This window comes from Mesorhizobium sp. DCY119, from assembly GCF_003590645.1.
Lineage (GTDB): Bacteria > Pseudomonadota > Alphaproteobacteria > Rhizobiales > Rhizobiaceae > Mesorhizobium_M.
In genome coordinates this window covers 319,305-334,279 of the sequence record NZ_CP031834.1, presented here as the reverse complement: position 1 = coordinate 334,279, position 14,975 = coordinate 319,305, and the positions used below count along the sequence as shown (strand labels likewise).

Below are 14,975 nucleotides of genomic sequence, written 5' to 3'. Positions count from 1 at the left end.
CGCGGCTGCCCGCCGCGCCGCAACGATCCCTGGAGTTTTCCGTATGACCGTACACGCTCTCAAGGAGCATGCCGCCGAAATGGCCGCGCCGTCCCGGCCGTCCGAAGTCGTCGCTTTGCCGGCAAAACCATCGTCGCGCCTCGATGTGGTCGCACTCGCCCGTCGCGTCGCATCCGCGGTTCTGCCGCCGGCCGTCGTCGTTCTCGTCATCCTGCTGGTCTGGGAGGCGGCCTGCTCGTCGCCCGGCGCCAGCCTGCCGCCGCCCACACAGGTCTGGAGCGAGGCCTATGACCTGATCGTCCATCCTTTCTTCAACTTCGGCCCGCAGGATGTCGGTCTCGGGTGGCGCATCCTTGCCTCGCTGCAGCGGGTGGCGGTTGGTTTCGGGCTCGCGGCTGTTGTCGGCGTAGCCATCGGTGCCTTGATCGGCCAGTCGGTCTGGGCCATGCGCGGGCTGGACCCGGTGTTCCAGATATTGCGCACGGTGCCGCCGCTTGCCTGGCTGCCGCTTGCGCTCGCAGCCTTCCGCGATTCCAATCCTGCAGCCCTTTTCGTCATCTTCATCACCGCCATCTGGCCGGTGATCATCAACACGGCGGTCGGCGTCCGGAACATCCCGCAGGACTACCGCAACGTCGCGCAGATCCTGCGGCTCAACCCGGTCGAATTCTTCTTCAAGATCATGGTGCCGGCCGCCGCTCCCTACATCTTCACCGGCTTGAGGATCGGCATCGGCCTGTCCTGGCTGGCGATCGTGGCGGCAGAAATGCTGACCGGCGGCGTCGGCATCGGCTTCTTCATCTGGGATGCGTGGAACTCCTCGCGCCTGCCCGACATCATCGTTGCGCTCGTCTATATCGGCGTGGTCGGCTTCATGCTCGACCGGCTGGTTGCGGCGGTCGGCGCCTTCGTCACACGCGGCACGTCCGCGAGCTGAGGAAACATCATGAAGCCCTATCTGAAGCTCGATCACATCGACAAGTCCTTCACCCGCGGCGGTACCCGCACCGAAGTGCTGAAGGGCATCACGCTCGGTATTGACCAGGGCGAGTTCGTGTCGATCATCGGCCATTCCGGCTGCGGCAAGTCCACGCTGCTCAACCTCATCGCCGGCCTGACCAAGGTTTCCGCCGGCGCGGTTCTGCTTGAAGACAAGGAGGTCGACAGCCCCGGCCCGGAGCGCGCCGTGGTGTTCCAGAACCACAGCCTGCTGCCCTGGCTCACCGTCTATGAAAACGTCAATCTCGCGGTTGCCAAGGTGTTCGGTTCGACCAGGACCAGGGCCGAGCGGCACGACTGGATCATGCGCAATCTCGACCTCGTCCAGATGGCGCACGCCTCGGACAAGCGTCCGGCCGAGATTTCCGGCGGCATGAAGCAGCGCGTCGGCATTGCCCGTGCGCTGGCCATGGAGCCGAAGATCCTGCTGCTGGACGAACCTTTCGGTGCGCTCGACGCGCTGACCCGGGCGCATCTGCAGGATGCGGTGATGGATATCCATGCAAGGCTCGGCAACACCATGATCATGATCACCCATGATGTCGACGAGGCCGTGCTGCTCTCCGACCGCATCGTCATGATGACCAATGGTCCCGCGGCCCGCATTGGCGAGGTGCTCGACGTGCCGCTCGACCGGCCGCGCAAGCGCGTCGAGCTCGCTTCCGATCGAACCTATCTGCGTTGCCGCGAGGCGGTGCTGAAATTCCTCTACGAGCGTCACCGCTTCGTGGAAGCGGCGGAGTAGCACCATGACCGAGAAACTCGTCATCATTGGCAACGGCATGGCGCCGGGCAGGATGCTGGAGCATCTTTTCGAGAAGGCGCCGGGCCGCTTCGACGTCACGATCTTCAACGCCGAGCCGCGCGTCAATTACGACCGCATCATGCTTTCGCCCGTTCTGTCGGGCGAGAAGACCTTCGAGGAAATCGTCATCCACGGCGATGGCTGGTACGTCGCCAATGGCGTGACGCTTTACAAGGGCCACAAGATCGTCGCCATCGATCGCGCGGCGAAAACCGTGACCTCGGATCACGGCGTCACCGAAAGCTACGACCGGCTGGTCATCGCCACCGGCTCGGTGCCCTTCATCATTCCTGTTCCCGGCCACGATCTGCCGGGCGTTCTGTCCTACCGCGACCTTGACGACGTGCAGGCCATGCTGCTCGCCGCGCAATCGCGAGCGAAGGCGGTGGTGATCGGCGGCGGCCTGCTCGGGCTGGAAGCGGCGGCGGGGCTGAGCATGCAGGGCATGGACGTCACCGTGCTGCATGTCATGCCGACGCTGATGGAACGCCAGCTCGACCCGGCCGCCGGCTACCTCTTGCAGAAGGCGGTGGAGGAGCGCGGCATCAAGGTGATGACCAAGGCCAACACCAAGGCGATCGTTGGCAACGGCAAGGTCGAAGGCGTCGAACTGGCCGACGGCACCATCGTTCCGGCCACGCTGGTGGTGATGGCTGTCGGCATAAGGCCCAATGCGGCTCTGGCCAAGGATGCCGGGCTGGCGGTCAATCGCGGCATCGTCGTCGATGCTGGTATGCAGACCTCCGATCCCGATATCTATGCGCTTGGTGAATGCGCCGAGGTCGGCGGGCAGGTCTATGGCCTCGTCGCGCCGCTCTATGAGATGGCGCGCGTGACAGCGTCTCGGCTCGCCGGCGAGGAGGGCGCCGGCTTCGTCCATTCCGACACGCCGACCAAGCTGAAAGTCACCGGCATCGACCTGTTCTCGCTTGGCGATTTCGCCGATGGCGACGACCGGCAGGAGATCGTGCTGCGCGATGCCTCTGCCGGCGTCTACAAGCGCCTCGTGCTGAAGGACAACCGCATCATCGGCACCGTGCTCTATGGCGAGACGGCCGATGGTGCCTGGTTCAACGACCTGAAGAAGAAGGGCACCGACATCTCGGAGATGCGCGAAACGCTCATCTTCGGCCAGGCCTATCAGGGAGGGTCGCCGCTGGACCCTATGGCGGCCGTTGCAGCCTTGCCGGATGATGCGGAAATCTGCGGCTGCAACGGCGTCTGCAAGGGCAAGATCACCGGCACGATCATGGCCAAAGGGCTGACCTCTCTCGACGATGTGCGCGCCCACACCAAGGCTTCCGCCTCCTGCGGTTCCTGCACCGGGCTGGTCGAGAAGCTGATGGTGCTGACGCTGGGCGACACATACAACCCCGCCGCCGTGCAGCCCATGTGTTCCTGCACCGCACTCGGCCATGACGAGGTGCGCAGGCTGATCAAGGCGAAGGGCCTGAAGACCATTCCGGCGGTGATGCAGGAGCTGGAATGGCAGACCTCCTGCGGCTGCGCCAAGTGCCGCCCGGCGCTGAATTACTATCTCGTCGCCGACTGGCCGGACGAATATGCCGACGACTATCAGTCGCGCTTCATCAACGAGCGCGTCCACGCCAACATCCAGAAGGACGGCACCTATTCGGTGGTGCCGCGCATGTGGGGCGGCGTCACCAACTCCCACGAGCTGCGCGCCATCGCCGATGTGGTCGACAAGTTTGACATCCCGATGGTCAAGGTCACTGGCGGCCAGCGCATCGACATGCTCGGCATCCGCAAGGAGGACCTGCCCGCCGTCTGGGCCGATCTGGGGCAGGCGGGCTTCGTCTCCGGCCATGCCTACGCCAAGGGCCTGCGCACGGTGAAGACCTGCGTCGGCTCCGACTGGTGCCGCTTCGGCACGCAGGATTCGACGGGCCTCGGCATCCGCATCGAGAAATTCATGTGGGGCTCGTGGACGCCGGCCAAGCTGAAGATGGCGGTTTCCGGCTGTCCGCGAAACTGCGCCGAGGCGACCTGCAAGGATGTCGGCGTCATCTGCGTGGATTCCGGCTTCGAAATCCATTTCGCCGGCGCTGCCGGCCTCGACATCAAGGGCACCGAGGTTCTGGGGCAGGTCAAGACCGAGGACGAGGCGCTGGAACACATCGTGGCGCTGACGCAGATGTACCGCGAGCAGGCGCGCTATCTCGAGCGCATCTACAAATGGGCCAAGCGCGTCGGCCTCGACGAAATCCGCCGCCAGATCATGGACGACGGCGAAAAGCGCCGCGCTTACTACGAGCGCTTCGTCTTCTCCCAGAAATTCGCCCAGGTAGACCCATGGTCGGAACGCGTCTCTGGCAAGGACAAGCACGAGTTCCGGCCGATGGCTTCGGTGGGTTTTGCGGAGGCCGCGGAGTGAAAGAGACCCCCACCCCCAACCCCTCCCCACAAGGGGGAGGGGGACTTGGCAGCAGCGTTTTCGAATCCCCCTCCCCCTTGTGGGGAGGGGCTAGGGGTGGGGGTAAAGCCACCGCACGATTCATTTCAAGGAGATTGTCCCAATGAATTGGATCCCCATCGGCGCCATCGCCGACATCCCCCGGCGCGGTGCGCGCTGCGTGGCGACGCCGCAAGGCAAGATCGCGGTGTTTCGCACGGCTGACGATCAGGTCTTCGCCATCGAGGACCATTGCCCGCACAAGGGCGGCCCGCTCAGCCAGGGTATAGTCCATGGCGCGGCAGTTACCTGCCCGCTGCACAACTGGGTGATTTCGCTCGAAACCGGCAAGGCGCTCGGTGCGGATGAAGGCGCGGTGAAAACCATTCCGGTGCGGGTCGACGGCGAACGGCTGTTCATCGCGCTGGAAGCGCTGGCCGATCGGGCGGCGTGAGGCATGAAAACGGAGGAAGCGCGCGAGGTGAGGACCACCTGCCCCTATTGCGGGGTGGGTTGCGGCGTGCTGGCCGAGGTCGCCGCGAACGGGAAGATAACCGTTCGCGGCGACCCCAACCATCCGGCCAATTTCGGACGACTCTGCTCCAAGGGCTCGGCGCTGGCCGAGACCATCGACCTCGACGATCGCCTGCTCTATCCCGAAATCCAGGGCCACCGCGCCGGCTGGGATGAGGCGCTCGATCTCGTCGCCACGAAATTCTCACAGGCAATCGCCGAACACGGGCCGGATTCGGTGGCGTTCTACGTCTCGGGACAGTTGCTGACCGAGGATTATTACGTCGCTAACAAGCTGATGAAGGGCTTTGTCGGCTCGGCCAATATCGACACCAATTCGCGGCTTTGCATGGCCTCGTCCGTCGCCGGCCATCGTCGCGCCTTCGGCTCGGACACCGTGCCCGGCACCTATGAGGATCTGGAGCTTGCCGACCTGATCGTGCTAGTCGGCTCCAACCTCGCCTGGTGCCACCCAGTGCTCTATCAGCGCATCGTCGCAGCCAGGGAAAAGCGGCCCGGCATGAAGATCGTGGTGATCGACCCGCGCCGCACCATGACCGCCGACATCGCCGACCTGCATCTCGCCATCGCCCCGGACGGCGATACTGCGCTCTTCACCGGCCTGCTCACCTATCTGGCCGATAACGGGCATCTGGATCGAGATTATATTAGCCGGCACACGAATGGTTTTGACGACGCGCTTTCTGCGGCTGGGGCGCTCGATCTCGCCGCCGTCTCCGATCGCACTGGCATCCAGGAAGAAATGCTTGCGCGGTTCTATTCCCTGTTTGCGCAAACGCAGCGCGCGGTCACCGTCTACAGCCAGGGCGTCAACCAGTCAGCCTCCGGCACCGACAAGGTCAACGCCATCATCAACTGCCATCTGGCGACGGGCCGCATCGGCAGGCCGGGCATGGGGCCGTTCTCGGTCACCGGCCAGCCCAATGCCATGGGCGGGCGCGAGGTTGGCGGGCTCGCCAACATGCTGGCCGCCCATATGGAGATCGAGAACCCGCAGCACCGCGACCGCGTGCAGCGTTTCTGGCGCGCACCGGCAATCGCCGAGAAGCCGGGCCTGAAAGCGGTCGAAATGTTTCGCGCCGTTGCAGACGGCCGCATCAAGGCGCTGTGGATCATGGCCACCAACCCGGCCGATTCCATGCCCGACGCCGACGCCGTGGAAGCCGCGCTGCGCGCCTGTCCCTTCGTCGTCGTCTCCGACATTGCAGCGAATACCGACACCATCCGCCACGCCCATGTGAAACTGCCGGCCACGGGCTGGGGCGAGAAGGACGGCACGGTCACCAATTCGGAGCGCCGCATCTCGCGCCAGCGCGCCTTTCTGCCACCACCCGGCGAGGCGCGGCCGGACTGGTGGGCGATGGTGGAGGTGGCCAAGCGCATGGGCTTTGCCGAGGCGTTTTCTTATGACGCGCCGGCGGAAATCTTCGCCGAACATGCCACTCTGTCGGCTTTCGAGAATAATGGCGCGCGCGATTTCGATATCGGCGCTTATGCGGGGGTCGACGACGAAAATTATGAGGCGCTCACGCCGTTTCAGTGGCCAGCACCTGATTACTCTGGTGGGAAGGAAACCCGTTTCTTCGCCCATGGCAACTTCTTCACGCCTGACCGCAAGGCGTGGTTCGTGCCGGTCATGCCCGCGCCCCTAAAGCGGGCTGACAACGCTTACCCGCTCACCCTCAACACCGGCCGCGTGCGTGACCATTGGCACACCATGACCCGCACCGGCAAAAGCCAGCGCCTGTCACAGCATCTGGCCGAGCCGTTTGCCGAAATCCATCCATCGGATGCCCGCCAGTACGGCATCTCCGACGCCGACATCGTTCGTGTCTCGACGGTGCATGGCGAAGTGCTGCTGCGCGCATTGGTAACGCCGCGCCAACGGCCAGGCTCAATTTTCGTGCCGATGCACTGGACCGATCAGTTCGCCTCGAAAGCGCGCGTCGATGCGCTGGTCTCACCCGTCACCGATCCGGTGTCCGGCCAGCCGGCATCCAAGAATGTCCCGGCACGCATGGAACGCTTCGCCGCCCATGCCTTCGGCTTTGCCGTGCTGGCGGAACGGCCCACAGCCATCGACGCCGACTATTGGAGCATCGGCCGCAGCAATGGCGGCTGGCGGGTCGAACTGGCTTTGAGCGCGAGCCGGGACTGGACGGCTTTTGCCGCCAAGCTTTTCGGCCATGGGGAACAGGGCGAGACGCTCGCCTACCATGACACCGCAAACGGCCAGCACCGCTTTGCCCGCTTCGTCGGTGAACGGCTCGCCCGCGCACTCTATCTCGCCCGCGAGCCGGTGGCCGTGTCGCGCGGCTGGGCGGTGGAGCAGCTGAGCATGACCCATGCCGACCGCCGCATGCGCCTGGTGGTGGTCGCGGGACGGCCGGGCGGCAACCAGGCCGATCGCGGCGCCATAGTCTGCTCATGCTTCAGTGTCGGCGCCAACCAGATCGCGCAGGCAGTGCAGGGCGGCTGCGCCAGCGTCGAGGCCATCGGTGCCGCCCTCCAGGCCGGCACGAATTGCGGCTCCTGCCGCGCCGAAATCAAGGGGATCATCGATGCACGGCGTCTTCAAGCGGCAGAATGAACGCGCTCCGGCGCGCATGGGCAGGCTGTCCGTCCTGCCGGTGTTTTTCAGCCTCGAGGACAAGCGCGTCCTGGTCGCCGGCGGCTCGGAGGCGGCACTTTGGAAGGCCGAGCTTCTGGCGGCTGCCGGTGCGCAAGTGCATGTCTTTGCGCCAGCGAGCGAGTTGTGCGCCGATTTCGTTCCACTTATCGAGAACGGAAGCTTCGTCCACCACGACGAGGGCTGGAGCGCAGAGGTTCTCGAAGATATGGCGATCGCTGTGGCCGATGCTGCCTGCGAAGATGAGGCAAAGGCGTTTCATGCGGCGGCAATCGCGGCCGGCGTCCCGGTCAATGTCATAGACAAGCCTGAGTTCTGTCAGTTCCAGTTCGGCTCGATCGTCAATCGTTCGCCCGTCGTTATCGGCATCTCGACGGCAGGTGCTGCACCCATTCTCGCCCAGGCCATTCGTCGCCGGATCGAGACGCTGCTGCCGGCCTCGCTTTCGGCATGGGCGCATTGGGCGCAGACGATGCGCGCTTCCATCAACGCGCGGCTGGTCGCCGGTACACCGCGCCGCGACTTCTGGGAGCGCTTTGTCCGGCGTGCTTTCGACAGGCCGTTCACGCAGCGCGAGGCGAGCGGCCTCTTTCGCGAGGCAAACAGCATCGCCGCAAATCCTGATCAGATGGTTGGCCGGATCACGCTGGTCGGCGCCGGGCCGGGCGAGGCGGAGCTGCTGACGATCAAGGCCGTCCGCGTCCTGCAGGCGGCTGACATCATCCTGTTCGACGATGTCGTGACAGGTGAAGCGCTGGAGCTTGCCCGCCGCGAAGCGCAGCGTATCCGCGTCGAGGGCAGTGAACGTCAGAGCATATGCGAACAGATGATCGCGCTCGCCAGATCCGGCAAGCATGTCGTCTGGCTCATCGCAGGTGACCCGACGCACGATAGACACGCGGATGCTGCGATCGACCGGGTCGAAAGCGAGGGCATTCAGGTCGATCTCGTCCCCGGCGTAGTGATCGACATGGCTGCAAAGCTTGCATTCAATGCTGCTTCCGCTGAGCGAATTCGCCCAGAATGCATGCGTTCGGTGGCCTGATTCACCGCGTTCCGCTCCAATCGCGGCGGTTGTGCTCGCGCTGGCGGTTCCATCCAAAGGATTTAGCTCTTAAGTTATAGCCGGTGGGGCGCTTATCGATTCGAAATAGGGGAACGGAACCCATGTTCGGCGCGATACGCGGCAAAGTGAAAACGTGGTTCACCGTCGGTGCGGGAACCCTGGCGGCGGTTACGGTAGCGGGCCTGCTCGGCGCCTTCGGCGCGCTGCCGCAGCCGGAAACACCGGTGCTGGCGCGCGACAGCCAGATCGAGACGGGCCAGTGGCTCGTGCGGCCATTGCGGGCCTATGTCGGCACCGACCGGGTTTACGACCTGCCGGTCAAGCAGGATCAGCAGGCGCTGGTGCTCGAGGTCGAGATGACCAACCGCACCGTCGAATCGATGAAGGACTATTTCACGCTGTTCCAGCTTGCGCCGCCACTTGGCGGGCAGAGCGAGCAGCCGGCCGTCATCCTGACCCGCGACGGCAGCATGACGCCGGCGCTCCATCCCGGCATGATGGAACGCATGGCCTATGTCTGGACCTTCCCCAAGGCGGTTGCCTTGCCGGATGAGCTTCCTCTCGTCGTGAACACCAAGACCTACAAGCCGCAGGACAATCTCTACGGCACGCCGGGCTGGTTCAACGAGCGGGAGCTGGGCCGCGTTGAAATGCCGGTCGAGGCGAAAGCCGCGGAGGGCCAGTCATGATGCGCTGGGTCTTCAACATTGCTGCACTCGGTGCGGCGGCGATCCTCTGCTATGGCATGCAGTCGTCAAAGCCGCGTTACAAGGATCTCATCGCGCCGATACCTGTCCATGGCTCGATGGCGGACAAGGTTGAAACGCGTCTCTTTGATGTGCAGATCGGCAAGGTCGTTTTTGCACGCGAGCTGAAAGCAATCGAATTCGGCAAGCAGAGAACCTTGACCACCGGCGGGCTGTGGGCGGTGGTGGCTGCGGATGTTGCCGCCCGCGACAGGACGACCGGGGTTGGCGCAGCCACCTGGCTGGGGCCGACTGGATTGAAGTATCATCAGACGGAACGGTTCTCTTCCCGCTCCGACCTGCCGCCGATCTCCGTCGCCCCCGGTCTTCCGCAACGCGGCCTGTTCCTGTTCGAGCTGCCGCCGGGCGAGATTGGAAATGCGACGCTGGTGTTTCAGCATGCCGTCTTCTCCGCCCTCGACTCGCAGGCGAACATCGCGCTGGACCGGCTGCAGCTCGGACCTGACGGCGTGCCGCAGGGCGTCGTCGACATCCTTGATCTCGATCAGCCAATCTGAGGAAGGGGCTGATGACCGTTTCAGATACCGCCGTTGACGAGCCCGAGTATGATGGGGCGGAGCGGAAGTGGCGTCGCCGGGCTCTGTGGATGCTTTTGGTTCTTGTGCCGGCCACGCTGGGTGTTTCGGCCTACAGCCAGGTGGTCGACTATCTCACGCTGAACGACCTCGTTGCGCGCGAGGCGGAGCCGCTTAAGGATGTGCATTTCGGCGGCAGCGACTGGCGGCTGGACAACATGCAGACGATGAAGGACACGAGCTCGCTGCGCATCCCGCCCGATTCCGCGCCGGTCTTCGTCGATTTCACCGTCAGGATCGGCGACGCCAATCTCGAACAGGCCTGGCTTGGCTGCAAGATCAGCCTTGTCGATGCCGCCGGACGTTCGTGGCTGCCATCCTATGTCAGCAATTCGCGTGTCGATGACATGGCGACCTGCAATTCGACGGTCTTTTCAGGCGCCAAGACGGGCGACACCGTCAAGATCCGCGAAACCTTCGTCATCCCGAAGGAAGCACTCGCCACCGTCGTACCGACGGTCGGGCTCGGCAGCGAGCGGCCGTATTATCTGCGCTTCAAACGCTCCTGATCATTCTGCCGGCTGCGGCACCGCTGCCTGCGCGCGTTTCGGCAGCGAGAAGGCTGTTTCGAGGATCGCGGCGAGAAAGCAGATGCGTAGCGGCTCGATGAGGATGCCGGTGGACGAATCCTGGAAGGGACTGCCGAACAGCAGCGACACGCCCTTCGAAAGGATCTGCCAGAGATCGAGGTCGTGCGGGCCGATCAGCCACGCCGAGCCGAGCCAGAGCCACGCGGCGGCCCAGTCGATGAAGCGATAGCCGACGATCAGCGTGACGATCAGGATAACGCCCGAACTCAGTGTGATGCGCACGCCATTGGCGATCGGCAGATAGCGCGAGCGATAGCCGCTGATGAAATGCTCGACAAAATCGCGCAGGAAAGCCGGCACCGCCTTGTAGCGCTCGCCGAAGCGCTCGACGCGGCTGTGGATGCGCATCAGTTCCTTGTCGTCGCGCACGTCGTAGCCATAGACCAGCGCGGTCATCACCAGCCAGATCACCGGCAGCATCATGTACCAGAACAGATTGTTCAGCGTCGTCGCCAGCCCGATCGACGACACTTCCACAGGCATCATGGAGGCCGCGTGCGCCGAAGAGACGACCATGTCGTTCATGGCCTGGAAATAGCTCCAGAAATTGCGGCTCATGACCCAGGCCAGCCAGTCGTCCTTCCAGCGGCTGAGCACATAGAGACCGACGAAGATCCAGTTGGTCTCGCAGATCACGACGACGATCTGCCAGAAGGAGTAGGCCGACCTTTTCTGCATGGTCTGGGCCAGCTTTCGTACCGCCCAGGAAATGGCCACCGACACCAGCAGCCAGCGCGAATCCAGCACGTCGAGAACGTTGGCGCGCTCGCCGAAGGGCGCCATGTCGAGCGCCATGCGTGAATATTGCCGCACCGTATCGCCGAGAAAACCCCATGTGGCGTAGTAGGCGAAGAAGGGCAGGAGCGCGATGGTGATCATCGAGGCAAAGCGCGTCTTGCCGCGGTCTTTCGCCGGCCCTGCCGCTTCGCTTTCGGCCTCTTCCTGCGCAGCACTGATTTCCGGCAGTCCCGGCCGCAGCACCTGGAACATCGCGACGGTGACGATCAGTTGGGTCAGCGCGACGAATGTCAGCAGCGCCAGCCCCAGCATGTGGTTGAGAAAGGCGGCCTTGGCGGCGAGCAGCATAAGCAGGTCGCCGGCTATGATGCCTATGAGCACGAGTGCGACAAGCTGCGGCCAGAAACGCCACAACAAGCGGAAGGTCAGCGCAAACGGCGCTGCGACGTCTGCAAGCATGCGAATCTCTCACGACGCCCCCGCATGTATTTTAGGGGCTTTCGCGCGAGGATTGAAGTGCCGGCGAGGTTTTTTACCCCTGCAGGTTGCTGCGTCCGCTCTGGTTGCTGCGGTCAGGCCGCGCGCTTTACCCGGCGCGAGCCGGTTGTGCCAGCCTGCTTCACCCAGACCGGCGGAAACTGCCGAAGCTTGATGATCTCGGTCGCGGCAACGAGCACCATCTCGGCCAGATCGTCCTTGGTGAAGGTGGCCGGGTCCCGCGCCATGCCCAGCATTTCGTCAACGATGTCCATTCTTTCGCCCATCTTTCACGGTTCATGAGGCTCGGCGAGCTTCACGAGTGGATTCAAAAAGTGTCGCCGAGCCTCTTGCTGACCTGTTGCCTGTTATTGGCCAGAGCCCACCATCAGTCATGGACGGTGCTTATTGGCAGATGGGAAAAGGTGGTTATGCATTCGCCCGTTGGCGGTAGCATGTGCCTCCTACGAACTGACTGTCCGCAGGCGCTTTTTTGCACCGGACGAGCTAGATGGTTTGGCGGGGGTTCGCCGCATTGGCCTGCGGCGATACTGTTTTGCCGGCGAAAAGCCCGTCAGAAGCGGTGAATGCGCAGGCCCAGCACCTTTTCCGACACGATCACCACCACCAGCGTCAGCACGATCGACACGGTCGAGACGGCTGCCGCCTCCGGCGTGAAGTTGGTGCGCAGATAGTCGAAGAGCTGGATCGGCAATGTCGACGTTCCGATCCCCTTCAGCATGAAGGAGATGGTGAAGATGTCGAAGGAGATGATGAAGGCAAACAGCGCGCCGCCGATGACGCCGGGCTTGATCAGCGGCAGCATGATGCGGCGGAAGCGCGTGAAACGTCCCGCGCCCAGGCTGCGTGCCGCCATGTCCCACGCCGGATCGAAGGTTTCCAGCGAGGCCGAGACGTTGATGAAGACGAAAGGCAGCGTGATCAGCACATGGCCGACGATCATGGCGAACATCGTCTGCGTGCCGATGCCGACCGAATAGACGAAGAACAGCAGCGAGATCGCCGTCAGCACTTCCGGCAGCAGCAGCGGCGAGAGCATGGCGATGCGGATCGCTTCCTTGCCACGGCCCGCATGCTGCACATAATAGAGCGCCGCGGCCGTGCCGATCAGCGTTGAAATGACGGTCGAGACCGCCGCCACCCACAGCGATGTTCTTATCGCCCGCATGAACACTTCATTGTTGAAGAAGGTCACGTACCAGCGCAGCGACAGGCCCTGCGGCGGGAAGGTCAGGAACGAGCCCGCATTGAACGAAGCCCCAACGACCACGAGGATCGGCGCCAGCAGGAAGGCGTAGACGAGAAGACAGTAGACCGTGAGAACTTTTCTCGACATGTCAGGATGCCTTCCATTTCATGCGCGTCAGGCGGGCAAAGATCACCACGGCGATCGCGCCCGTCACCGACAGGCAGAGCGCCAGTGCCGAGCCGAACGGCCACTGGAACGTGTCGATCAGCGCGTCGACCACCGTCACGGCCATGGTTTTCACGCGCAGGCCGCCGATCAGCGACGGCGTCACATAGGCGCTGAGCGACAGCACGAAGACGAGGATGCAGCCGGCCTGTATGCCCGGCAGCGACAGCGGCAGGATGATGCGGCGGAAAGCCGTTGTCTTCGAGGCACCAAGCGAGCGCGCCGCGGCATGCAGCGAAGGATCGACGCCCTGGATCGCCGCCATGATCGGCAGGATCATGAAGGGCAGGAAGACATGCACCAGCGCAATGACGATGCCGAGCGCATTGTACATCAGCGGCAGCGGCCGCTCGATCAGGCCGATATTCATCAGCGTGCGGTTGATCAGCCCGTTGTTGCCAAGCAGGATCGTCCAGCCATAGCTGCGGATGACGATGCCGACCAAGAGCGGCGACAGCACCAGCCCATAGGCCAGCCCGCGAAATTTCATGTCGGCCCTGGCGAGCTGCCAGGCGACGGGAAAGCCGACGACGAGGCAGATGGCGGTCGTCAGCAGGCCGATCCACAGCGTGTTGACCACCTGCATGATGTAAAAACTGTCGGTGAAGAATTTGACGTAATTGCCGGCGGTAAAGCCCACGCCATAGGGCGTGCCCTGGCCCGGCACGCGAAAGCTCATCAAGACGATGTTGAGATAGGGCAGCACGAGAAAAATGCCGAGCAGCAGCACCGCCGGCAGGATCAGCAGATAAGGGCCGATGCCCTTTGTTCTACCCGGTGTCATGCCGCGGCTCCCAGCAGCCAGAAGCGGTCGGCGGGTGCGGAAACCCCGACCCGTGCCTTGTCGGCGAAGCGGTTGTGGGGAAATGCCTGCGTGTGGATGATCTCGCCGCCCTCGAGTTCGATGCGGTAGTCGATCAGGCTGCCGGAGTAATAGCTGGAAAGCACCGTGCCCTTCGCACCCTTGCCGGGTGCGCCAAGCTCGATGGCTTCCGGCCGTAAGGTGAGCGTGACCGCGGTTCCCGGCGCATGCATCCGGGCGCTATGGACTTCGATGACACCGAACGTCGTTTCCACGGCGCAACGGCCGTCGCTGCCGCCTTCGCGCACGGTGCCCTTGACCAGATTCACCTGGCCGACGAACTGCGCGACATCCAGATTCTCAGGCCGTTCATAGATATCGGCAGGCACGCCGATCTGGGCGATGCGGCCGCCGAACATGACGACGACGCGATCGGACATGGTCATGGCCTCGGCCTGGTCATGCGTGACATAGACTGTGGTGATGCCGACGCGGCGCTGCAGGTCGCGGATGAAGACGCGCATTTCCTCGCGCAACTTGGCGTCGAGATTGGCGAGCGGCTCGTCGAGCAGCAGGATCTTGGGTTCGATCACCAGCGCGCGGCCAAGCGCTACGCGCTGCTGCTGGCCGCCGGAAAGCTGGCGCGGATAGCGCTCGGCATACCCGGTAAGCTGCACCATCTCCAGCACGCGGGAAATGCGGCTGCGCATCTCCGGCTTGGCGACCTTGCGCATCTCCAGCCCGAAGGCGAGGTTCTGCTCCACCGTCATATGCGGAAACAGCGCATAGTTCTGGAACACCATGCCGATATCGCGCTTTTCGGCCGGCACGTTGACCACGTCCTGCCCGTCGAAGCGGATCGCGCCGCCGCTGACATCCTCGAAGCCGGCGATCATCTTCAGCGTCGTCGTCTTGCCGCAGCCGGAAGGGCCGAGCAGCGAGATGAATTCACCGTTTGCAATGCGGACGGAAATGCCGTCGACGGCGCGCGCGCTGCCGAAGGTCTTGGTCAGCTTCTCGATGCTAACCTCTGTCATTGATCAATTCTCCACATCGCTATGCTGCCGGCGCGCGGCTTGGCTGCGCCCGGCGAATAAGGCAGCCGGCGCATCCCGTCGCCAGACGGAATGCGCCGGCTATGCTCC

The 14,975-nt window shown here is 63.7% G+C and carries 14 protein-coding genes; 9 read left to right on the top strand and 5 right to left on the bottom strand.

Annotated elements, in window-relative coordinates; all coding sequences use genetic code 11:
* Positions 1-43: 43 nt before the first annotated feature.
* From ntrB to DZG07_RS01525, 9 genes are all read left to right on the top strand, one after another.
* The gene (gene ntrB, locus DZG07_RS01565; protein ID WP_119813777.1) at positions 44-937 is read left to right on the top strand and encodes a nitrate ABC transporter permease; all 894 of its coding nucleotides are present in this window, start codon (positions 44-46) and stop codon (positions 935-937) included.
* Positions 938-946: 9 nt separating this feature from the next.
* Positions 947-1,744: an ABC transporter ATP-binding protein gene (locus DZG07_RS01560; protein ID WP_119813775.1), complete on the top strand. Its 798-nt coding sequence runs from the start codon at positions 947-949 to the stop codon at positions 1,742-1,744.
* A 4-nt stretch (positions 1,745-1,748) separates the two neighbouring features.
* The gene (gene nirB / locus DZG07_RS01555; protein ID WP_119813773.1) at positions 1,749-4,199 is read left to right on the top strand and encodes a nitrite reductase large subunit NirB; all 2,451 of its coding nucleotides are present in this window, start codon (positions 1,749-1,751) and stop codon (positions 4,197-4,199) included.
* Between the two features lie 142 nt (positions 4,200-4,341).
* Entirely contained in the window at positions 4,342-4,671 is a 330-nt protein-coding gene (gene nirD, locus DZG07_RS01550) for a nitrite reductase small subunit NirD (protein WP_119813771.1), read from the top strand.
* A gap of 3 nt (positions 4,672-4,674) precedes the next feature.
* Positions 4,675-7,341, top strand: a complete 2,667-nt coding sequence (locus tag DZG07_RS01545; protein ID WP_119813769.1) for a nitrate reductase — start codon at positions 4,675-4,677, stop codon at positions 7,339-7,341.
* Entirely contained in the window at positions 7,313-8,425 is a 1,113-nt protein-coding gene (locus DZG07_RS01540) for an SAM-dependent methyltransferase (protein WP_119813767.1), read from the top strand. The genes DZG07_RS01545 and DZG07_RS01540 overlap by 29 nt, the downstream gene beginning before the upstream one ends.
* A 122-nt stretch (positions 8,426-8,547) precedes the next feature.
* A complete protein-coding gene (locus tag DZG07_RS01535; RefSeq protein ID WP_119813765.1) occupies positions 8,548-9,135 on the top strand; it encodes a hypothetical protein in 588 nt (195 codons plus the stop codon).
* A complete protein-coding gene (locus DZG07_RS01530; RefSeq protein ID WP_119813763.1) occupies positions 9,132-9,710 on the top strand; it encodes a hypothetical protein in 579 nt (192 codons plus the stop codon). Before DZG07_RS01535 ends, DZG07_RS01530 begins: the two co-directional genes overlap by 4 nt.
* 11 nt (positions 9,711-9,721) lie before the next feature.
* Positions 9,722-10,297 (top strand): hypothetical protein, encoded by a 576-nt coding sequence (locus tag DZG07_RS01525; RefSeq protein WP_119813761.1) that lies wholly within the window; start codon positions 9,722-9,724, stop codon positions 10,295-10,297.
* Here the strand turns inward: DZG07_RS01525 and DZG07_RS01520 are convergent, their stop codons facing one another.
* The 5 genes from DZG07_RS01520 to DZG07_RS01500 form a co-directional block, all read right to left on the bottom strand.
* Positions 10,298-11,575 (bottom strand): hypothetical protein, encoded by a 1,278-nt coding sequence (locus DZG07_RS01520; protein ID WP_119813759.1) that lies wholly within the window; start codon positions 11,573-11,575, stop codon positions 10,298-10,300.
* 113 nt (positions 11,576-11,688) lie between these two features.
* Positions 11,689-11,868 carry a hypothetical protein gene (locus DZG07_RS01515; protein ID WP_119813757.1) on the bottom strand — a complete coding sequence of 60 codons (180 nt, stop codon included), beginning with the start codon at positions 11,866-11,868 and terminating at the stop codon, positions 11,689-11,691.
* A gap of 299 nt (positions 11,869-12,167) precedes the next feature.
* On the bottom strand, positions 12,168-12,950 hold the full coding sequence (locus DZG07_RS01510) for an ABC transporter permease (protein ID WP_091911425.1): 783 nt from the start codon (positions 12,948-12,950) through the stop codon (positions 12,168-12,170).
* A 1-nt stretch (position 12,951) separates the two neighbouring features.
* Positions 12,952-13,812 (bottom strand): ABC transporter permease, encoded by an 861-nt coding sequence (locus DZG07_RS01505; protein WP_119813755.1) that lies wholly within the window; start codon positions 13,810-13,812, stop codon positions 12,952-12,954.
* The gene (locus DZG07_RS01500; RefSeq protein WP_119813753.1) at positions 13,809-14,867 is read right to left on the bottom strand and encodes an ABC transporter ATP-binding protein; all 1,059 of its coding nucleotides are present in this window, start codon (positions 14,865-14,867) and stop codon (positions 13,809-13,811) included. The genes DZG07_RS01505 and DZG07_RS01500 overlap by 4 nt, the downstream gene beginning before the upstream one ends.
* Positions 14,868-14,975: the final 108 nt, after the last annotated feature.